The following is a 19,037-nucleotide window of genomic DNA, read 5'->3' on the forward strand; positions in this document are numbered from 1 at the left end:
GGGTTGCGGGTCTTCCCGGGATCGTGTCGTCGGTGAGAGACTCGTCAACACCCTGAAGCGCCCTGTCCGGGCGCGCGCCGACCGCAATATGAAGGCAGAGGGGATGTCTGTGAGCGCAACTAGCTACGATACGCCGCTGGACCCTGCGTGTCCAGTCCCTCGGCGTGTCGTCCTGCGGGTCGCCGTCGGCCGGTGGTAGCGCGCGTCCGGATGGCGGACGCAGCGGGGCCGCACGCGGGAGGATGGTGCCCGTGAGCACCCCCAGCCGCCGCCTCTCGAGCGGCCTGCACGCGGAGATGCGCTACGCCTCGTCGGGCTGGCAGCTCGTCGTCGACGGCACCCCGCAGTCGCACGTCGATCCCGAGCGGCCGCAGCTGCTCATGTACGAGTACGTGCAGCAGATCGGCCACGTCGTCGATGCGCTGCCCGCCGGCCCGATCACCGCCGTGCACCTCGGGGCAGGCGCGCTCACGCTGCCCCGCTACGTCGACGCGACCCGGCCCGGCTCTCGGCAGCAGGTGATCGAGCTCGAGCCGCTGCTCGTCGAGCTCGTGCGCGAGGTGGCCCCGCTCCCCCGCGGCGCGAGCGTGCGCGTGCGCTACGGCGACGCCCGCGAGCAGCTCTCCCGCCTGCCCGCGGGGCTCCGCGGGACCGTCGACCTCGTCATCGTCGACGTCTTCTCGGGCGCGCAGACGCCCGCGCACGTCACCACTGTCGAGTTCCACGCGCTCGTGCGCGACCTCCTCGCCCCCACGGGGGTGGTGGTGGTGAACATCGCCGACGACCGCACGCTCGCGTTCGCGAAGCGGCAGCTCGCCGCCCTGCTCGAGGTGCACGAGGACGCGGCGGCGCTCGCCGACCCCGGCATGCTCAAGGGCAGGCGCTTCGGCAACGTCGTGGCGGTCGCCGGCCGCGAGCTGCCCGACCTCGACGACATCGGCCGCGCGCTGCGCCGCGACCCGCTGCCCGGCAAGGTCGTGGCCGGCGCCGAGCTGCGCCGCTTCCTCGGCGGTGCCTCGCCGGCCCGCGACGCCGACGCGACGCCGAGCCCCGCGCCCGGCAGGGGCGTCTTCGGCTGACCACGATCTCGACGTCGCCTGTGGTCGCTCGCGCCGCATGCGGCGTCGTTCGACCACCCGCGACGTTGAGATCCCATCCTGCGCAGGGACGGCTCGTCGCGGATCGCGGCGCGTGCTCCGGGCAAACCGGTGCCGATGCGCGACGATGTGGGGATGAGCGAGTCGATCGGCTACGACCAGACCGCGCTGCGGAACGCCGTCGACGTCGCGGCGGCGGCCCGCAGGCTGCGCCAGCTCGGCCGCGAGCGCTCGCTCGCCGCGGTGTCGGAGCGCGCGTGGCTGCTCGAGAGCATCGGCAGGCTCGACGAGGCGCTGACGGCCGCGACCGAGGCCGTGACGCTCGCCCGCGCATCCGGCTCGCGCGACCGCGTCGCCGAGGCCCGGCTGCTGCGCGCATCCGTCGTGCAGACGCGCGGCGACCTGCGCACGGCGCTGCGCGAGTGCACGGCGCTCATCGCCGAGTCCCGCTCGAACGACTGGGTCGAGCTGTGGGCGCACGCGCTGCAGCAGCGCGGCACGGTGCACTTCGCGCTGCACCAGTGGCACGACGCGTGCGTCGACTTCACCGTGGCCGTCGAGCTGTGCCGCGAGGCCGACCTGCCCGCCGAGCAGCTGCAGGCTGCCGAGGTCGCGCTGCTCGTGGCGACCGACCGCGCGCAGACCGAGGCGCTCCGCGCCGAGCAGGACGTGCCGCGCGCGACGCACCCGATCTGGGGCGGTCGCTGAGCCGCATCCACAGTATGCGGTCGCCGGTTCGCGCCGGATCGACGGCGGCTGGCATGCTCGCGGGGTCGGATGCAGGGCTGAGCAGGCGGAAGGGGCTCGCGGTGGCGGATCTCGAGCGCGTGCGCGTGTGGGCCGAGGCCCTCATCCGGCTGCACCTCGACGACGACTGGACGTTCGGCTTCGACCGGGCCGTGAAGCGCGCCGGGCTCACCGACTACACCGCGCGCCGCATCTCGGTCTCCAAGCACCTCGCCGCGCGCTGGGACGACGACGACGTGCACCAGACGCTGCTGCACGAGGTCGCGCACGCGATGGCGGGCCCCGGCGCCGGGCACGGTCCGCGGTGGCAGCGCACGGCGCGCGAGCTCGGCTACGTCGGCGGGCGCACGCACCAGGGCGAGATCGCGTCGGAGCGCGCCGGGTGGGTCGGCTCCTGCCCCGGCGGGCACGAGCACGTGCGGTTCCGCGCGCCGCGCGGGCGCTACGCCTGCCGGGCGTGCACGCGCGCCGCGCGCCGGGTCGTCGAGATCCGCTGGCAGCGGCGCACGAGCGCCGCGTGACGCGGCGCGACGCGCCTCCTGCGCGGCGGACGCTCTCGAACGGGCTCGAGGCGACCCTCCGCCCCGACGCGCACGGGCTCGTCCTCGTGATCGACGGCATCGAGCAGTCGCACCTCGGGGAGCCGGGCGCGCCGCCGCGGCACGCCTCGCATCGCTGGATGCTCGCGGCCTCGATCGCCGCGCTCGGTGCGCGGACGGATGCGCTGCAGCCCGGCGGCGAGCCGCTCCTCGCCAGCGGTGCCGAGCCCCGCGTCAGCGGCGGCACCGCCGCACTGCACCTCGGCGGCGGCGCTGCCGCGCTGCCGCGCGCGCTGCAGCATGCGCTGCCGGGGCTCCGGCAGTGCGTCGTCGAGCTCGAGCCGGCGCTCGTCGACCTCGTCGCCGAGGGCGCGCCGCTGCCGCCCGGCATCGAGGTCGTCGTCGGCGACGGTCGCGCCGTGCTCGAGCGCGTGCCGTCGCCGGTCGCGCTCGCGACGATCGACGTCTTCGGGGCCGGGAGCGTCCCCGCGGCCTTCACGACCGTCGAGTGCTTCTCGGCGGCGCGAGCCGCGCTCGTCCCCGGCGGCACGCTCGTCGTGAACACCGCCGACGGCCCGCCGCTGCGCTTCGTGCGGAGCCAGGTCGCCACGCTGCAGGCGGTCTTCGCGCACGTCGCGCTCATCTCGACGGGCTCCACGCTCGCGGGCGCCCGCCACAGCAACCTCGTGCTCGTCGCGAGCGATGCGCCGCTGCCGGTCGACGACATCCGCGAGCGCGTCCGCGTCGGTCCGCCGCCGGCCGCGGTCGTCGCGGGGCGGCGGCTCGCGCGCTTCGTCGCCGACACGGCGCCGGCGCCGGTGCGCGACGCGACGGCGTTCGACTCCCCCGCGCCCGTGCGGTCGGCCTACCTGGGCTCCGCCTCGCTGCCGCCCTCGCTCACGGACCCGACGGACGACTGACCGGCGTCGGCGTCGGGCGCATCCTCGCCCTCGGCCGCCGGTGCCGATGCGTCGTACGACGCGCTGATCCGGTGGTACGAGCGGGTGAGGAACGCGAGCATCGCCGCCAGCACCATGATCGCGCCGCCGATGACGAAGACGAGCGCGATGCCGCGGGTGCTGCCCGTGCCGAGCCAGGGCTCGAGGGTCGCGGATCCCTCGTCGGAGCGCGCCCAGGGGATCACCCAGAACTCGGCGATCGGGGCGATGAGGAACGCGGTGATGGGCGCGGCAGCCGACTCGAACGCCATCGCGAAGCCGAAGACCCTGCCCTGCCGGCTGAGCGGCACGACGCGCTGGATGACCGTCTGCTCGGCCGCCTCGGCCGCGGGGATCAAGCACATGTAGAGCCAGATGCCGCCGGCGTACAGCCACCACTGCTCTCGGACGGCGAAGAGCGCGCCGAGCACGCCCATCGCGATCACGACGAGCAGCAGCGTGCGGATGGGCCGCTTGCCCAGCCCGAAGCGCGCGATCGCGAGGCCGCCGATGATGAAGCCGGTCGCCGTGACGCCGAGCACGAGGCCCCACATCTCGACCGAGAAGATCTCGAGCCCGTAGGGGTCCATGAGCGCCATGTAGAGGCCGCCGATGAGGTTGTTGAAGGTCGAGAAGACGATGAGCGCGAAGAGGCCGCCGATCGCGAGCACCGCCCGGATCGAGCCGCGGAGGTCGATCCCGCGCGCGGTGTCGTCGTCGTCGAGCGCGACGATGTCCTGCGGCATCCGCAGCGTCGCGAGGTGGCCGAGGCTCACGGTCGTGAGCGCGATGGCGATCGCGATCGTCCACCCCATCCCGAGCTGCCCGATCGCGAGGCCGGAGAACACGCTCGTGATGATGAAGGCGAGGCCCTGCACCGTGCCGACCATGCCGTTCGCGTTCGCGTGCCGCTCGTCGGGCACCAGGATCGTGACGGTCGTCGACAGCGCGATGTTGCGCATGTGCTCGACGACGGCACCGGCGAGGATGATCGTCGTGAAGAGCCAGAACCACGGCTGGGTCAGGTCGAGCAGCGCCGGCTCCGGCAGCAGCAGGTACATCGCGCCGGCGAGCGCGAACGCCGTGAGCGTGATGCTGCCCGAGAGCAGCATGACCCGCAGCTTGCGGTGGTGGTCGACGATCGAGCCGAACAGCATGCTGCTGAACGCGACGAACAGCATGTACGCGCCGCCGATGATGCCGGTGGCGAGCACCGATCGGGTCTCGAGGTAGACCCAGAACGTGAGCGCGAACCACAGGAAGCTCGTCGTGATGTTCGCGAGCGCGGTGTTCGCCAGCACGTGGAGGAACGTGCGCTCACCGGACGTCGTGGGCTTCGTCGCCGTCATGGCCGACACGCTAGCCGGGGCCGCCCACACGCGACACCCGCGAGTCGCCGGGCCGCCGGAGCGAAGGTTGCACCGATCTGCGGCTCTCAGCGCGGTTTCACCGCAGTTGCGTGCAACCTGTTCGAGCCATCGCCGGGGCGACGCCCGACGCGCGGGTGCGTCGTCCACAGCCCGCCCAGCAGCGGCCACGCGCTGCGCCTCCCTGGAGCCAAGGTTCGCGCATGCGCACCCCTGCCCCGCTGCCGGCACCGCTCGACGGATCGCCCTTCTTGGTCGCCGACGCGCTCCGCGCGGGTGTCACCCCCGCCCGCCTCCGCAGCAGCGACCTCGTCATGCCGTTCCACGGCGTGCGCGCCGCGAGCGCCGACAGCCTGCTCGAGCTCGCTGGCGCCTACGCCGTGCGGATGCCCGCGCATCACGCGTACGGCGGGATCACCGCCGGCCGGATCTGGGGCTTCCCGCTGCCGACGGATTGGACGCCCGGCGAGGCCCTCGTCGTCGCTCGGCCCACCGGCACCACCCGAGGCCGCTCACAGGGCACGACGCACATCGCCGTGGATGCGCGGCTGCGCGCGACGATCCATCGCGGGCTGCCCGTGCTCGCTCCCGCGGCCACGGCGGTGACGCTCGGCCGGGTGCTCGAGCACGAGCACCTCGTGCACGTCGTCGACGCGCTGCTCGCCACCTCCTGGAACTACCCAGACCTCGACCTGCCGCGTCGGCCCCACGCGACGGTCGACGAGCTCACGACGTTCCTCGCGCGCTGCGTCGGCGTCCCAGGCGTGCCGGCGCTCCGCGCCGCCCTCGACGACGCGAGAGCCGGCGTCGAGTCCCGCTTCGAGAGCATCACCCGGCGGTGCATCGTCCTCGCCGGGCTGCCGGAGCCGGTCGTGCATCCCCTCGTCGTCGTCGACGGCATCGCGCTCCACCCCGACCTGGGCTACCCGGACCTCAGGATCGCGATCGAGTACGAGGGCGACGGACACCGCGAAGCCGGCCGCTGGGATCGCGACATCGACCGCTACGCGCGGCTCGAGGCAGCCGGCTGGATCGTCGTGCGCATCACGAAGGCGCACCTTGCGCGCGGCGGCGACCGCGCGATCCGCCGCGTCGAAGCGGCGATCGCGCGACGCCGATGACGCGGGCACCGTGTCCCGGGGGTGCGTCGAGAGGATGCACGGATCCGCGGCTCTGCGATCCGCACGCCGAGCGATCGGTGCAACCCCGACCGATCGACCGCGGGAGCGCCGATCAGCCTCGCGAGTCGCGCGCCTGCGCCCAGAGGTCGACGCCCGGCTCGTCCTGCGCGAGCTCATCGATCGCGGCGAGCTCCGCGTCGGTGAAGTCGAGGCGATCGAGCGCGCCGATGTTCTGCTCGAGCTGCTCGACGCGCGAGGCGCCGATCGTGAGCGAGGTCACGCGCGGGTCGCGCAGCGCCCACGCGAGCGCGAGCTGCGCGAGCGACTGCCCGCGGTCCTCCGCGATGCTCGCGAGGCCGCGGATGCGCTCCATCGCCTCGGGCGAGACGTTCGGGTCGAGCGGCTTGCGCGCGCTGCCGCGGCCAGCGCGCGAGTCGGACGGCACGCCCTCGAGGTACTTGCCGGTCAGCAGCCCCTGGGCGAGCGCGGTGAAGCCGATCACGCCGATCCCGAGCTCGCCCGCGGCATCGAGCAGGCCGTCCCGCTCGATCCAGCGGTTCAGCATCGAGTACGAGGGCTGGTGGATCGTGAGCGGCGTGCCGAGCGACGCGAGGATCTCGTGCGCGCGGCGCGTGTCCTCGGCGGAGTAGCTCGAGACGCCCACGTAGAGGGCGCGGCCGGTGCGCACGATGTGGTCGAGCGCGGCCATCGTCTCCTCGAGCGGCGTCTCGGGGTCGGGACGGTGGTGGTAGTAGATGTCGACGTAGTCGAGCCCCATGCGCGCGAGCGACTGGTCGAGGCTCGCGATGAGGTACTTGCGGCTGCCGCCGATGCCGTACGGGCCGGGCCACATGTCCCAGCCCGCCTTCGTGGTGACGAGGATCTCGTCGCGGTGCGCGTGCAGGTCGCTCGCCATCACGCGCCCGAAGTTCTGCTCCGAGGCGCCGAAGGGCGGGCCGTAGTTGTTCGCGAGGTCGAAGTGCGTGATGCCGCGGTCGAACGCGGTGGTCAGCAGGTCGCGCTGGCGGTCGAGCGGCACGTCGTCGCCGAAGTTGTGCCACATGCCGAGCGTCAGCAGCGGCAGCTTCAGTCCGGATGCACCGGCGCGGCGATACTGCATGGCACCGGGGCGCTCGGCGTCGTAGCGTGCGGGGTCGGCCTGCCAGGTCATCGTTCGGCTCCTGCTCGGTGGTCGGTCGCGGACTGGATCGCGGCGGCGTCGGCCGCGACGAGGGTCCCGGTGGCGCCGCGCAGCGCGACGGCGGCCGCGCACGCGGCGGCGCACGCGGGGCTGTGGAAGTCGATGCCGAGCTCGGCGAGCTCGTCCACGACGCGGCCGGCGACGAGCAGGTCGGCAGCGGTGGGCCGCAGCGAGCCGTCGGTCCACCGCGCGCCGGCGGCGACGATCGCGATCGAGGCGCGGTCGCCGCGCCGCTCCTGCTCGTCGAGCGCGGCGCGGGCGACGGCGGATGCGCTCGCGAGCGTCGCGTCGAGCACGAGCGACGTGCGCGGGGCGAGGTCGTGCAGCTCAGCCGTCTCGGCTCCGCGATCCGCGTCGGCGATGACGACGACGTCGGCAGCGGCCGCGCGCATGGCTGCCGCTCCCCACTCGAGGGTCACCTGGTACTGGGCGCTCATGCGGCAAGCCTACGGACGCGGGCCGGACGCATCCCGAGCGTCGGCGACGCGCCGCTCAGCGGAGCGCGCCGCAGTGGGCGAGCGCTGCGCGCACGAGGCTGCCGCGGCCGCCCTCCATCTCAGTGGCGATGAGCTCTGAGGCCGCTGCCTCCGGGCTCAGCCACGTGAGCTCGAGGGCGTCCTGCCGCGGATCGCACGACCCCGTCACCGGCACGATGTAGCAGAGCGATACGGCGTGCTGGCGGTCGTCGGAGTAGAGCCCGTCGCCGTGGATCGGGAAGTACTCGGCGATGTGGAACGGCACCGGGCTCGCCGGCAGCTGCGGGAAGGCCATCGGGCCCAGGTCCTTCTCGAGGTGGCGGTAGAGCGCGTCGCGCACCCGCTCCCCGCGCATGACCCGGCCGGAGACGATCGTGCGCGTCATCTGGCTCTGCTCGTTCATGCGCAGCAGCAGGCCGACGTCGGTCACCTGACCGATGCCGTCGAGCCGCACCGGGATCGCCTCGACGTAGAGGATCGGCAGGCGCTCGCGCGCCTGCTGCAGCTCCTCGTCGCTGAGCCAGCCTGGATTGGGGTCGGGGGTGCGCACAGCCATGGCCCCATTGTGCCCGCTCGCGCTCGTCGCGCGATGCGGGCGTCAGGGACGCAGCCGCACGCCCCGGCGGTGCGCCCAGAGCGCGAGCGCGAGCCACGCCGCGACGACGAGCAGGCCGAGCACGATCGACGGGATGTCGCCGAGCGCCGCGAACCAGCCGACCGGGTCCGGGTCGGGCAGCGCCTCGAGCAGCGTGCGCACGGCGAGCGTCGTCCCGACCGCGACCAGGCTGATGCGGCCGACGGCGGCGAAGGGCTCCGCGAAGGCGCCGAGCGCCGACGTGCCTCCGCGGAGGTCGGTGTCGACCGTCGGATGCGTCACGCTCGCGAGCACGGCGATGAGGCTCGCGACCGCGAGCGTGAGCGGCGGCGTCCACAGCGCGGTCGCGGGCTCGAGCGGCGGGTGGAGCCAGACGGTGGGCGTGAAGTAGGCGAGGATGCCGAGCACGCCGAAGAGCACCGCGGCGAGCAGGCCGTAGCCCACGACGCGGCCGCGCTGGCGGGCGTCGACGCTGCGAGCCCGCAGCAGCGCGTGCACGAGCGCGGCCCCCGCGGCGGCCGGCAGCGCGAGGCCCAGCCCGGCGATCACCGTCGTGACCGCCTGCGTGACGGCGGGGTCGGCGGGCACGCCCGCCGCATCCGCGATGCCGCCCACGAGGAGCGTCGCCGGGCTGCAGGCGTCGCTCAGCCCGCCCTGCGGGGCGCCGCAGAGGCCGGCGCTCAGCCACAGCGTGCCCGAGCCGATCGCGGCGGTGATCACGGTCGCCCACGCCCAGCCGGCCCAGGTGCTCGCGAGCAGGCCGAGGAAGCCGAGCGCGGCGAGCGCGACGCCGAGCTGCAGCAGCGGGCCGGCGACGCGCATCCGCTCGAGTCCGCCGAGGGTGCCCGCCGCCGGGTCGAAGGCGATGCCCGCCGCGACGCCGCCGATGAGCCCGACCGCCGCCGCGAGCGCGAGGCCGGCGACGAGCAGCAGCGCGACGCGGCCGAGCACGCGCGCGCCGCTCGTCCAGCCGCGGTGCTGCGCCATCGCGAAGCCGCAGCCGGCGATGACGGCGAAGGCGGGCAGCGCGATGGCGTCGAGGCCGACGGCGCCCCACGGCTCCGACGCCGGGAACGGCCGGCGCGGCGCGGCGAGCCACGCGACCGTCGCGAGCACGAGCAGGCCGCGGGCGGCATCGAGCGAGACGACCCGGCCGATCGCCCTGCCGCGGGGCCGGCGGGCGGCACCGCTCCGGGCGCGCGCCGTCGGCATCACCCGGGTGGTGGCCGAGGTGCTCGTCATGTGCCGCACTCCATGCTTCGAGGCTACGGTGTGAGGGACGGCGCGGGCAGCCCGGCCGTGACGGTCGGCCGTCTTGGCCGGAGGGGGTCACCATGCAGCAGATCGACGCGGATGCGGTGCGCTGGCGCGAGGGCGAGCACGACGCCGGCGAGCACGACTCCGGCGAGGGCGACCTGCTCGTCGTGCTGCACGGCCTCGGCTCGCACGAGGGCGACCTCTTCGGCCTCGCCCCGCACCTGCCGTCGTCGCTCACGATCGCCTCGCTGCGCGCTCCCTTCCCCTACGGCGGCGGCTTCGCCTGGTTCGACCCGTCGCCCATCGACCCCGACGAGCGCGCGCGCGACGCGAGCGCCGAGGGCGTGCTGCACTGGCTCGACGGGCTCGATCGCCGCTTCGAGCGCGTGCACCTGCTCGGCTTCTCGCAGGGCGGCGTGATGGCCGTGCAGCTCGCGCGGCTCGCGCCCGAGCGGTTCTCGTCGATCGTGCACCTCGCGTCGTTCGTGCACGACGGGGAGCTGCCAGGCGATGCGGTGCTCGCCGCGCGCGAGCCGCGCATCCCGATGCTCACCACGATCGGCGACCTCGACGACGTGATCCACCGCGACAGGATCGAGCGCGCGGCGCCGTGGCTCGACGCGCACTTCGACGTCGAGCGCCGCACGTACCACCGCGCGCACTCGATCGTCGCGGAGGAGCTCGCCGACGTCGTCGCGTTCCTCGAGCGGGTCTGACCGGCGCCCCGACCCGCGCGTCCGATCGGGCTGAGCGCGGCACCGCGCCCGCATCCCGCCCACCTCGGCGCTCAGGCCGATCGAGCGCACGGCAGACTGAGGGCATGGAACGGTTCCGACTGGGCGGTGTGCCCGGCGTCACGCCCGCGAAGTGGATGCGGGTGTGGGCCGAGCGCATGCCCGACGTGCCGATCGACCTCGTCGCGGTCGACGACGCGGATGCGGCGGGCGCGCTCCACGACGGGCGGGTCGACGCGGTGCTCGCGCGGCTGCCGCTCGACGAGGACGCGCTCGACGAGCTGCACGTCGTCGGGCTCTACGAGGAGCTTCCGGTCGTGGTCGCCGCGAAGGGCCACCCGATCGTCGCGTTCGACACCGTGGCCGTCGCCGACCTCGAGGGCGAGACGATGCTCGAGGCCGACGGCATGACGTCGGCGCAGCTGCTCGAGGTCGTCGCGACGGGTGCGGGCATCGCGATCGTGCCGATGTCGGTCGCCCGCGCGCTCGGCGGCGAGGAGACTCGGCACCGCGTGGTCACGGACGTGCCCTCCACGACGATCGCACTGGCCTGGCTGCGCACCGCCGACTCCCCGCTGCACCAGGAGCTCATCGGCATCGCACGCGGCCGCAAGCCCGGCTCGTCCCGCGGCGCCGAGCGCGAGCAGGGCGAGCGGGAGCACAGCGTCCAGCCGGGCCAGTCGGCGACGGGCGCGAAGCCGCGCGCCTCGAAGCCGAAGCAGCCGCCGCGCCCGAACCGCCCGCGCCGTCCCGGGGGCCCCGGCAGGTCAGGGCGCCCCGGTCCCGGGCGCCGCCGCTGACCCAGTCCGGAGGATTCGGGCTGACAGACGGCGAGCGGAGCCTCTCAGGCGAAGGACTTCGTCAAGTCGTGAGCGCGCCAACCGACGAGCACGCCGCTTCCGATCGCGAGCACGAGGCCGACAGCGCCGTACACGAACGCTCCACCGACGAGAGCGGTCCAGATGATGAACCCAGCGCCCGCAGCGACGCGTGCATACCAGGGCCCCGACGACATGAGACGCTCGAGGTCCGCGTAGGCCGCGGGGTCGTCAGTCAACGTCGTCGACTGTCCAACCGCGTCGGCGACCCCGTTGGACACCACCAGCGCCACAGCGATCACCACGATCGCGTACACGCCGCCGTAGTTGCCCTTCACGGTGCCTTGAGTTCGCGCGAGGATGACGAATGCAAGGAAGACGCCGAGGGAGATGGCGAGGGTTGAGAGGAAGACTGCGAGCACGCCGCCCTCGAGCCCTGGCGTGAGAAGAGATACTCCGACTACTGGGGCAAGCAGACCCGCCGCGATCGCCACCACATCGAACCAGAGATTCGCTGACCGAGCCACGCGTCTGCTTGCCGTATCGGGTCCCAGCAGCAGTGCCCTGCTCATCGCCGCGTCTCCATCACTGTCCGCGTCCTCACCGCGCACGCGCGCGATGGCAGCATCGGCCGCCGCCCAGGCATCTGCAGGCGAAAGCGCAGCATTGGGGTCGCCCACGTCAAGACGGCGAGCGGATCCGCTCAGCTCGTGCACATGGAGCTGGCCGCCGCCCCTTGAAAGCAGCAGCCCGCGAGCGGCTTCGACCGCACTCGCTTGCGTGCCGTGCCGACTGACAGGGATGGGCTGTTCTGCAACATGGATCACCCACTGACCCGCGTCAGGTCGAACATGGAGAACGTTGTTCGTCACCTTGCGACTCCGCTCTACCCCCAGGCGCGACGATCCTCCTGGGTGCATGCAGTGTCAATGACCGTCTACCTGGCTTGGGCACAACAGCTCGCGAGCCTCCCGCGTCCGCAAACTGTCGCTGACGAGGAGGCGGCAGCTACGCGAAGCGATGGACCGAGTCCACCCGCGGCACATCCGGCGGCGCGACTGGGGACGACGAAGGCCCCGCTCCCTTGCGGGATGCGGGGCCTTCGCCTCTGGCGGTGACGGTGGGATTTGAACCCACGGTGGAGGGTTACTCCACACGACTTTTCGAGAGTCGCACCTTCGGCCGCTCGGACACGTCACCAAGGGACGATCCTACACGAGGCTCGGGGCCGAGCCCAATCGCTCCGAGAACAGGCGCACGCGACGCTCCTCGTGCATGCCCTCCTCGACCTTCCGGCCGCCGTCGGCGTGCCAGCCGTGCTGCTCGTAGAAGGCCGCGGCACGGGCGTTGCCGGCCAGCACCCACAGGTACGCGCCCTCGTGCCCGTCGGCGATGAGCCGACGCTCGACCTCCATGAGCAGCGCGTGCCCGACGCCGCGCGACCACCGCTCGGCGATCGCGTAGATCGCGTAGAGCTCGCCGGTCGCGGGCGGGTCGGGATCGCGGGCGCGGCCCGCGAACGCCCAGCCGACCACCTCGCTGTCGGCGACCGCGACGAGGTCGTGGGCGGCCGCATCCGCGTGGTGCTCGTCCCACCGCTCGATCCGCAGGATCGTCTCGCGCTCGACGCTCAGCCGGTCGAGCACCTCCTGCGGCACGAGGCCGCGATAGGCGGCGCGCCAGGTCTCGATGCGCACGCGGGCGATGCCGGCCGAGTCGGCGACCGTCGCCTCGCGCACGTGGGCGCTCATGCCGCATCCCCCGGTGAGGCGTCGACGACGCAGAAGCGGTTGCCCTCGGGGTCCTCCATGATGAGGTAGTCGGCGTCCGGCGGGCGCTTGGGCCAGTGCACGCGCTGCGCCCCGAGCGACTCGAGGCGCTCGACCTCGGCGGACTGGTCGTCGGCGTACAGGTCGAGGTGGATGCGCGGCGGCAGCACCCGCTCGGAGGGGTTCGCATCGAGCGACACGTTGGGCCCGGTGTCCGCGCGCGGCCGCAGCAGCACGAAGTCGTCGTCGATCGGCAGGCGCGGCTCGTAGTCGAGCGCGGCTGTCCAGAACAGCAGCTGACGCTCGAGGTCGCTGCACCGGATCACGATCGAGCCGACGGTGAGCATGGGGTCACGGTAGCCGGTCGTCGGCCATTTGCGCCGCAATCCGAGCCATCTTCGTCTCCGCGCGCCCGCGCGGACCGGCGCGTCGCCCCGCGCCTGGGGAGCGTCGCCGGGCGGGGTGGGCGGTCGCCGATAGCCTCGCAGACATGGTCAAGGCACCCGCGTACCGCTGCTCCGAGTGCGGCTGGACGACCCTGAAGTGGGTCGGTCGCTGCGGCGAGTGCCAGCAGTGGGGCACGGTCGGCGAGGCCGGCGTGCAGGCGAGGCGCGTGGCGCCCGCCGCGGTGCCTGACGCGCGCGCCGCGCGCCCCATCACCGAGCTGCGTACGGCCGAGGCGCCGCGCTGGCCCAGCGGGATCGCCGAGTTCGACCGGGTGCTCGGCGGCGGCCTCGTGCCCGGCGCGGTCGTGCTGTGCTCGGGCGAGCCGGGCGTCGGCAAGTCGACCCTGCTGCTCGCGGTCGCCGCGAAGGCCGCGCACTCGGGTCGTCGCGTGCTCTACGTCTCGGGCGAGGAGTCGCTCGCGCAGGTGCGGCTGCGCGCCGAGCGCACCGGCGCGCTCGAGCCGCAGCTGTACCTCGCGAGCGAGACCGACCTCGCCACGATCCTCGGGCAGATCCGCGACACCGACCCGGAGCTCGTGATCATCGACTCGGTGCAGACGGTCGCGAACGCCGAGAACGAGGCGCTCGCGGGCGGGCCGAGCCAGGTGCGCGATGTGGCTGCCGCGCTCACGCGAGCGGCGAAGGACGCGGACGTGCCGCTGCTGCTCGTCGGCCACGTCACGAAGGACGGCTCGGTCGCCGGCCCGCGCGTGCTCGAGCACCTCGTCGACGTGGTCGCGCACTTCGACGGCGACCGGCAGACGGCGCTGCGCTTCGTGCGCGCGTCGAAGAACCGCTTCGGCCCCACGGATGAGGTCGGCTGCTTCGAGATGACGGGCGACGGGATCGTCGAGGTGCCCGACCCCTCCGGCCTCTTCCTGTCGCGCTCGGCGACGCCCCTCGCCGGCACGTGCGTCACGATCGCGCTCGAAGGCCGACGGGCACTCCCGGTCGAGGTGCAGGCGCTCGTCGTGCCCGCCTCGACCGCGCAGCCTCGAAGGGTCGTGAACGGCGTCGACGCGTCGCGCGTCGCGATGGTGCTCGCGGTGCTCGAGCGGCACGCGCTGCTGAGCCTCGGCAGCCACGACGTCTACGTCTCGACGGTCGGCGGCATCAAGCTCACCGAGCCCGGCGCCGACCTGGCCATCGCGCTGTCGATCGCGAGCGCCCACCGCAACGTCGCACTGCCGCGCGCGCTCGCCGCGGTGGGCGAGATCTCGCTCGCGGGCGAGATCCGCGCGGCGTCCGCGACGAAGCGGCGCGAGGGCGAGGCACGACGACTCGGCTACTCGCGCTTCGTCGACGACGGCGTGGCGCTCGTGCGCATCGCGGTCGCCGAGACGATCGCCGCCGGCCGCAAGCAGGCGGAGCCGAGCCACCTCGTGGCCGTCCCCGAATTTTGAGCCCGGAGGCCGCAATGCCGCGAAGCGGCCTTGCGGCTGTAGGGCTCAAGGTCGAGTAGCACGCGGCGAAGCCGCGCGCGTACCGAGACCCAAGAGCTGGCCTACTGCAGCACGAACTGCGCGCTCTGCTGGCTCGCGTAGTCGCCCACGCGCACCGCGAGCGTGTACGTGGCGCCGCCGGCGTCGACCTGCGGCCGCTCCGCGGTGCACGTCTCGATCGACGAGGCGGTGCGGTCCCACTCGATCGGCACGGTCGACTGGGCCACGCCCGGCTCGAGCTGCACGACGTTGTCCTGCACGTCTGCTGCGCAGTCCGACCAGCGGTAGACGACCTGGTCCCCCGCGCGGATCTCGTACTCCTGCACGCTCGTGCCGGCGTTGAGCGAGCAGGCGCCCTCGCCGGTGTTCTCGATCGTGAACGACAGCTGCACCCGCTCGTCGGCCGCGTAGGTGTCCTTGTCGACCGAGGGGGTGATGGCGATCTGCTCCGCCGCGCACGGCTCGGTCGGCTCGCCGGTCTCGTCGCTGCCGCCGACGGGCGTGAAGGGCCCGGTCGGCGTGGGCGTCGGCGTCTCGCTCGGTGCGGGGCTGTCGACGGGAGCCGCGGCGCTGCCGCTCGGCGCGGGCACGACGGCCTCCGGCGCCTGCCACGGGCGCCACACGAGCAGCACGACGGCGACGACGGCGAGGATCGCGAGCAGGGCCAGCAGCGTGCGTCGCCGGCGCACGGCGGCGCGGCGCTTCGCAGTGGGTGCCTTGCTCATCGATCCAGGGTAGGCGAGCGGCGGCTCAGAGCCGCTTGAGCATGCGCGTGTTGCCGAGCGTGTTCGGCTTGACGTGCGCGAGGTCGAGGAACTCGGCCATGCCGCCGTCGGGCGAGCGGACGAGCTCGGCGAACACGTCGGGGCTCACGACCTGCTCGGCGACCTCGACGTAGCCGTGGCGGCCGAAGAACGCGGTCTCGAACGTCAGGCAGAAGAGCCGCGAGAGCCCGAGGTCGATGGCACGCTGCTCGAGCGCCTCGAGCATCGCGTGCCCGACGCCGCGGCCGAGGGCCCCCTCGGCGACCGCGATCGTGCGCACCTCACCGATGTCCTCCCACAGCACGTGCAGCGCACCGCATCCGACGATCTGCCCGTCGCGCTCGGCCACGACGAACTCCTGGACGGCCTCGAACAGCGTGACGAGCTCCTTGCCGAGCAGGATGCGCCGCTCGACGTATGGCTCGATGAGGTCGCGCATCGCCCGCACGTCGCCGGTTCGGGCACGACGGACCACGAGCGCCGAGGGGTCGAGTGCGGGTGCGCCGGCTGCGGGCGCCTCGGTGGGGACTGCGTCGGTGGTCACGGTCATCGAGCCTACGCGCGCGGGAGCTGAGCGCGGGGCCATGAGCCAGCCGACGCCGAAGGGGCGGAGCCGCAGCCCCGCCCCTCCGCGTCGATCAGATCAGCCGATCAGCCGCAGACGGTCAGCGACGCGACCGCCTGGTGCAGCGTCGGCTCGCCGCCGATGAGCGACACGCTCGACACCTGCAGGCGCTCGAGCTCGTCGTGCACCCGCTCCGGCACGCACGTGGCGCGCGTGATGAGCAGCGGCACGTCGGTCGCGCCGGCCACCGCGGCGCCCGCGAGGGCGTCGGGGTAGTTCTCGCCGGACGCGAGGTACGCCATCTCGACCGGAGCGTCGAACGCCGAGGCCGTGATGATGGCCGACGTCGCGAAGCGATCGATGCCGCCGAGCCGGCTCACGGTGAAGCCGGCGTCGACGAGCTCGCCGGCGATCGCCGACGGGATCGTGACGATCGAGCCGGTGACGCGCACGCGGTCCACGCCCAGCGCGTCGAGCGAGCCGAGCGTCGCGGCGGGGATCCGCTCGTCCGGGTCGACGAGCAGCAGCGGCTGGTCGAGGTGACCGGCAGCCGCGCCGGCCGACAGGGCGTCGGGGAAGCTGCGACCGGTTGCCACGTAGGCACCCGTCGCCGACTCGAAGGCGTAGTCCGCGACCAGCTGCGCGGTCTCGTAGCGGTCGTCGCCCGCGAGGCGCTGGACCGTCGTGACCGATGCGAGCGCGTCGATCTGCGCCTGCGTCGCCGTGCTGATCGTCGGCTCGCCGCCCACGATCACGACGCGGCCGGCGCCGAGGCGCTCGATCTCGTCGAGCACGATCTGCGGAGCCTCGCCCTTGCGGACGAGGAGCAGCGGGCCGCCCTCGTGCGCTGCGGCGGGGCCGGCGGCGAGCGCGTCGGGCCAGTTCTCGCCGCTCGCGACGTAGACGACGTCAGCGCCGTCGGCGTACGTGCTCGCCGAGAGCTCGACGGCGGTCGCGAAGCGGTCGTCGCCCGCGACGCGGTCCGACTCGAACGCGATCGAGATCGCGAGCGGCACCGCGGTGCCCAAGTCGGTGCGCAGCTCGAAGCGGTCGTCGCCGCGCAGCAGCGGCACGTCGAACGTGACGGTCGCCGAGTCGTCGGTGACGGGGTACGAGCCGAGCAGCTCCTCGCCGTAGTAGAGGTCGAGCTCCACGCTCTCGGGGGTGCCGAGCGAGGTGAGGTCGATCTCGTCCACGGTCAGCGACACCTCGGAGCCCACGGCGACCGGGGCGGTCGGCATGCCGACGACCTCGAGCTGGCGGCGCGAGTAGTCGGGCGAGATCGGGGACTGCGCCTCGAGGTACGCCTCGAAGGCCTCGGAGTCGACGAGACCCGAGTCGCGGTCGTCCGTGCCGGCGATGAAGCCGCGGAAGTTGTCGCCGCCCGACAGCAGGAAGCTGGGCACGGCCACGCGGAACGTGTCGGCCGCCGAGACCCACTGCTCGTCGACCCAGATGCCCGTGATGCGGGAGCCCTCGGGGAGCGTCGAGTCGTAGGTGTACTCGAGGTTGTCGCTGAAGCCGAGCTGCAGGTAGGCGCGCGAGGGCACGGTGCCGTCGGCGGCCCGCTGCCACTGCTGCTCGAGCACGACCTTCAGCTGCTCGCCCGTGAGCGTCGTCGTCCAGAGGTTGTTCGCGAACGGCAGCACCGCGGCGGCCTCGCCGACGGTCACGATGCCGTCCTCGGACTCGCCCTCGGCGGCCTCGAAGTAGAACTCGTCGCGGAGGCCGCCCGGGTTCGTGATGCCGATCTCGGCGCCGCCGCGGTTGTCTGCGGAGAGCTGGTCGCGCAGCATGTTGCCGACGAGCGTGCCCATCGTGGATGCGCTGGCGCGGTCGTCGCGGGCCTCGCCGACGAAGGCGGTGGTGATGTCGCCGGTGATCTCGCCCAGCGGCTCGCGACCGATGACCGCCGCCTGCTCGAGCGCCGCGGTCGTGATCGTGTCGACGGCCGCGACCCGCGGGTACGCGGCGATCAGCTCGGACGCCGGCGTCGTCGTGCGCGCGACGTTCTGCACCGTCGGGAAGCTCGCGGCGCCGGTGGCGGGGTCGATGACGACGACCACCTGGCTCACGTTCTCGGCGTACTGGCCGCTCTGCACGACCGGGCGCACGTCCTGCTGGCTGCCCTCGGGCGCGGGCGCGAGCCAGGAGTACGGCTTGTGCGTGTGGCCGTTGAAGATCACGTCGACGGCGGGGGCGGTCTCCTCGACGATCGAGCGGAACGCGGCGGACGAATCCATCGACGCCTCGAGCGCTGCGGCCTGGACGTCCTGCGGCGCGTTGAGCGCGAGCGTCGCCTGCGAGCCCTCGTGGTACTCGGCGATGAGCAGCTCGGCCTCGCCGTTGGCGGCGTCGCCGTCGGAGAGCCGCGCGGCGATCGCGTTGACCGCGTCGACCGGGTCGGTGAAGACCACGCCCTGGATGCCGGACGGGTCGACGAGCGTCGGGGTCTCGAGCGTGACGGCGCCGATGACGCCGACGGTGACGCCGTTGACCTCGAAGAGCTCGTAGCCCTGGTCGATCGGGGTGCCGTCGCGCGTGACGTTCGCCGCGAGGTAGGGGAAGTCGGCGGTGTCGCGGACGCGGCCCTGGAGGTCGTCGATGCCGCGGTCGAACTCGTGGTTGCCGGCGGCCGCCGCGTCGACCTCGAGCGCGTTCAGGACCTCCAGCGTGGGGGTGTCCTGCTGCGACGCGGAGGCGTAGAGCGAGGCGCCGATGTTGTCGCCGCCGGAGAGCAGGAGCGAGGCGTCGTCGCCGTGCGTGGCGCGCAGCTGCTCGATCGTGCCGGCGAAGCCCACCGTGCCGCCGCGCGGCGTCGGGTCGGCGGAGGTGCCGGCCGGTGCCTGCAAGCGACCGTGGAAGTCGTTGAAGTGGAGGATGTTCACGAGGCCAGGGGTGGCGGCCGCGGCGCCGACGTCGGCGGTGCCGGCGCCAGTGGCGACCGCCGCCTGCGGGGCGACGAGCAGCCCCATGGCGACGGCGCAGGCGGCGCCAGCCGCCAGGTTGCGCTTCATGTGCTTGATCACGGGTGTTTCTCCGATGCGAAGGGATCCAGACGGCGAGCAGGACACGCCACTGGTGAGCCTATGAAGTCGGAGGCCGAATCGCGAGGACCAATCGTTGCAGCGAGGTGAACAGCCGGTGACGATGCCGGAGAC

The 19,037-nt window shown here is 73.5% G+C and carries 19 protein-coding genes and 1 tRNA gene; 8 read left to right on the forward strand and 12 right to left on the reverse strand.

The genetic code is table 11. The features are described from left to right. Nucleotides 1-242: 242 nt before the first annotated feature. The 4 genes from ABIB37_RS03160 (at nt 243) to ABIB37_RS03175 (ending at nt 3,303) form a co-directional block, all read left to right on the forward strand. A complete protein-coding gene (locus ABIB37_RS03160) occupies nt 243-1,079 on the forward strand; it encodes a spermidine synthase (RefSeq protein WP_502914024.1) in 837 nt (278 codons plus the stop codon). A gap of 153 nt (nt 1,080-1,232) precedes the next feature. Next, nucleotides 1,233-1,805, forward strand: coding sequence for a hypothetical protein (locus ABIB37_RS03165; RefSeq protein WP_354256591.1), 573 nt, complete (start codon nt 1,233-1,235; stop codon nt 1,803-1,805). Nucleotides 1,806-1,906: 101 nt separating this feature from the next. Beyond that, entirely contained in the window at nt 1,907-2,365 is a 459-nt protein-coding gene (locus ABIB37_RS03170) for a SprT-like domain-containing protein (protein ID WP_354256594.1), read from the forward strand. Then, nucleotides 2,362-3,303 carry a spermidine synthase gene (locus ABIB37_RS03175; protein ID WP_354256596.1) on the forward strand — a complete coding sequence of 314 codons (942 nt, stop codon included), beginning with the start codon at nt 2,362-2,364 and terminating at the stop codon, nt 3,301-3,303. Before ABIB37_RS03170 ends, ABIB37_RS03175 begins: the two co-directional genes overlap by 4 nt. Here the strand turns inward: ABIB37_RS03175 and ABIB37_RS03180 are convergent. Next, on the reverse strand, nt 3,249-4,670 hold the full coding sequence (locus ABIB37_RS03180; protein WP_354256599.1) for an MFS transporter: 1,422 nt from the start codon (nt 4,668-4,670) through the stop codon (nt 3,249-3,251). The genes ABIB37_RS03175 and ABIB37_RS03180 overlap by 55 nt on opposite strands. Before the next feature lie 221 nt (nt 4,671-4,891). On the opposite strand from ABIB37_RS03180, the gene ABIB37_RS03185 reads away from it, so the two are divergent. Beyond that, nucleotides 4,892-5,809: an endonuclease domain-containing protein gene (locus ABIB37_RS03185; protein ID WP_354256602.1), complete on the forward strand. Its 918-nt coding sequence runs from the start codon at nt 4,892-4,894 to the stop codon at nt 5,807-5,809. 112 nt (nt 5,810-5,921) lie between these two features. Here ABIB37_RS03185 and mgrA read toward each other — a convergent pair whose 3' ends face one another. From mgrA to ABIB37_RS03205, 4 genes are read right to left on the reverse strand one after another with little or no spacing between them, the layout of a single operon-like run. Continuing rightward, nucleotides 5,922-6,980: an L-glyceraldehyde 3-phosphate reductase gene (mgrA, locus tag ABIB37_RS03190; protein ID WP_354256605.1), complete on the reverse strand. Its 1,059-nt coding sequence runs from the start codon at nt 6,978-6,980 to the stop codon at nt 5,922-5,924. Then, nucleotides 6,977-7,447 (reverse strand): hypothetical protein, encoded by a 471-nt coding sequence (locus tag ABIB37_RS03195; protein WP_354256608.1) that lies wholly within the window; start codon nt 7,445-7,447, stop codon nt 6,977-6,979. Before ABIB37_RS03195 ends, mgrA begins: the two co-directional genes overlap by 4 nt. Nucleotides 7,448-7,502: 55 nt before the next feature. After that, on the reverse strand, nt 7,503-8,042 hold the full coding sequence (locus tag ABIB37_RS03200) for an NUDIX hydrolase family protein (RefSeq protein WP_354256611.1): 540 nt from the start codon (nt 8,040-8,042) through the stop codon (nt 7,503-7,505). A 42-nt stretch (nt 8,043-8,084) separates the two neighbouring features. Further along, nucleotides 8,085-9,323: a hypothetical protein gene (locus tag ABIB37_RS03205; RefSeq protein ID WP_354256613.1), complete on the reverse strand. Its 1,239-nt coding sequence runs from the start codon at nt 9,321-9,323 to the stop codon at nt 8,085-8,087. Nucleotides 9,324-9,415: 92 nt separating this feature from the next. Here ABIB37_RS03205 and ABIB37_RS03210 point away from each other — a divergent pair, with 92 nt between their 5' ends. Then, nucleotides 9,416-10,054 (forward strand): alpha/beta hydrolase, encoded by a 639-nt coding sequence (locus ABIB37_RS03210; RefSeq protein WP_354256616.1) that lies wholly within the window; start codon nt 9,416-9,418, stop codon nt 10,052-10,054. A 104-nt stretch (nt 10,055-10,158) separates the two neighbouring features. Further along, the gene (locus ABIB37_RS03215) at nt 10,159-10,872 is read left to right on the forward strand and encodes a LysR substrate-binding domain-containing protein (protein WP_354256619.1); all 714 of its coding nucleotides are present in this window, start codon (nt 10,159-10,161) and stop codon (nt 10,870-10,872) included. Between the two features lie 44 nt (nt 10,873-10,916). On the opposite strand, the gene ABIB37_RS03220 is transcribed toward ABIB37_RS03215, so the two are convergent. The 4 genes from ABIB37_RS03220 to ABIB37_RS03235 all read right to left on the reverse strand — a co-directional run bounded on the left by ABIB37_RS03220 (nt 10,917) and on the right by ABIB37_RS03235 (nt 13,006). Then, the gene (locus ABIB37_RS03220; protein WP_354256622.1) at nt 10,917-11,762 is read right to left on the reverse strand and encodes a DUF2188 domain-containing protein; all 846 of its coding nucleotides are present in this window, start codon (nt 11,760-11,762) and stop codon (nt 10,917-10,919) included. Nucleotides 11,763-11,999: 237 nt separating this feature from the next. Beyond that, nucleotides 12,000-12,090 (reverse strand) — tRNA-Ser (locus ABIB37_RS03225). Nucleotides 12,091-12,101: 11 nt separating this feature from the next. Next, on the reverse strand, nt 12,102-12,641 hold the full coding sequence (locus ABIB37_RS03230; protein ID WP_354256625.1) for a GNAT family N-acetyltransferase: 540 nt from the start codon (nt 12,639-12,641) through the stop codon (nt 12,102-12,104). Then, a complete protein-coding gene (locus ABIB37_RS03235; protein WP_354256628.1) occupies nt 12,638-13,006 on the reverse strand; it encodes a VOC family protein in 369 nt (122 codons plus the stop codon). The genes ABIB37_RS03230 and ABIB37_RS03235 overlap by 4 nt, the downstream gene beginning before the upstream one ends. 143 nt (nt 13,007-13,149) lie before the next feature. On the opposite strand from ABIB37_RS03235, the gene radA reads away from it, so the two are divergent. Next, nucleotides 13,150-14,508, forward strand: a complete 1,359-nt coding sequence (gene radA, locus ABIB37_RS03240; RefSeq protein WP_123696996.1) for a DNA repair protein RadA — start codon at nt 13,150-13,152, stop codon at nt 14,506-14,508. A 101-nt stretch (nt 14,509-14,609) separates the two neighbouring features. On the opposite strand, the gene ABIB37_RS03245 is transcribed toward radA, so the two are convergent. The 3 genes from ABIB37_RS03245 to ABIB37_RS03255 all read right to left on the reverse strand — a co-directional run bounded on the left by ABIB37_RS03245 (nt 14,610) and on the right by ABIB37_RS03255 (nt 18,905). After that, a complete protein-coding gene (locus ABIB37_RS03245) occupies nt 14,610-15,272 on the reverse strand; it encodes a hypothetical protein (RefSeq protein ID WP_354256631.1) in 663 nt (220 codons plus the stop codon). A 25-nt stretch (nt 15,273-15,297) separates the two neighbouring features. Continuing rightward, nucleotides 15,298-15,786, reverse strand: a complete 489-nt coding sequence (locus ABIB37_RS03250) for an amino-acid N-acetyltransferase (RefSeq protein ID WP_354261512.1) — start codon at nt 15,784-15,786, stop codon at nt 15,298-15,300. A gap of 176 nt (nt 15,787-15,962) precedes the next feature. Further along, nucleotides 15,963-18,905: a cell wall-binding repeat-containing protein gene (locus tag ABIB37_RS03255; protein WP_354256634.1), complete on the reverse strand. Its 2,943-nt coding sequence runs from the start codon at nt 18,903-18,905 to the stop codon at nt 15,963-15,965. Between the last annotated feature and the right edge of the window lie 132 nt (nt 18,906-19,037).

Origin of the sequence: Agrococcus sp. UYP10, from assembly GCF_040547205.1 — a bacterium.
Taxonomy (GTDB): Bacteria; Actinomycetota; Actinomycetes; order Actinomycetales; family Microbacteriaceae; genus Agrococcus; species Agrococcus jenensis.

Excerpts from the sequence above, each read along its gene's own strand:
- ABIB37_RS03165 (WP_354256591.1), top strand. The coding sequence starts at position 1,233 with ATGAGCGAGTCGATCGGCTACGACCAGACCGCGCTGCGGAACGCCGTC.
- ABIB37_RS03160 (WP_502914024.1), top strand. The coding sequence starts at position 243 with ATGGTGCCCGTGAGCACCCCCAGCCGCCGCCTCTCGAGCGGCCTGCAC.
- ABIB37_RS03210 (WP_354256616.1), top strand. The coding sequence starts at position 9,416 with ATGCAGCAGATCGACGCGGATGCGGTGCGCTGGCGCGAGGGCGAGCAC.
- ABIB37_RS03230 (WP_354256625.1), bottom strand. The coding sequence starts at position 12,641 with ATGAGCGCCCACGTGCGCGAGGCGACGGTCGCCGACTCGGCCGGCATC.
- ABIB37_RS03205 (WP_354256613.1), bottom strand. The coding sequence starts at position 9,323 with ATGACGAGCACCTCGGCCACCACCCGGGTGATGCCGACGGCGCGCGCC.
- ABIB37_RS03195 (WP_354256608.1), bottom strand. The coding sequence starts at position 7,447 with ATGAGCGCCCAGTACCAGGTGACCCTCGAGTGGGGAGCGGCAGCCATG.
- ABIB37_RS03180 (WP_354256599.1), bottom strand. The coding sequence starts at position 4,670 with ATGACGGCGACGAAGCCCACGACGTCCGGTGAGCGCACGTTCCTCCAC.
- radA (WP_123696996.1), top strand. The coding sequence starts at position 13,150 with ATGGTCAAGGCACCCGCGTACCGCTGCTCCGAGTGCGGCTGGACGACC.
- ABIB37_RS03235 (WP_354256628.1), bottom strand. The coding sequence starts at position 13,006 with ATGCTCACCGTCGGCTCGATCGTGATCCGGTGCAGCGACCTCGAGCGT.
- mgrA (WP_354256605.1), bottom strand. The coding sequence starts at position 6,980 with ATGACCTGGCAGGCCGACCCCGCACGCTACGACGCCGAGCGCCCCGGT.
- ABIB37_RS03245 (WP_354256631.1), bottom strand. The coding sequence starts at position 15,272 with ATGAGCAAGGCACCCACTGCGAAGCGCCGCGCCGCCGTGCGCCGGCGA.
- ABIB37_RS03200 (WP_354256611.1), bottom strand. The coding sequence starts at position 8,042 with ATGGCTGTGCGCACCCCCGACCCCAATCCAGGCTGGCTCAGCGACGAG.
- ABIB37_RS03185 (WP_354256602.1), top strand. The coding sequence starts at position 4,892 with ATGCGCACCCCTGCCCCGCTGCCGGCACCGCTCGACGGATCGCCCTTC.
- ABIB37_RS03215 (WP_354256619.1), top strand. The coding sequence starts at position 10,159 with ATGGAACGGTTCCGACTGGGCGGTGTGCCCGGCGTCACGCCCGCGAAG.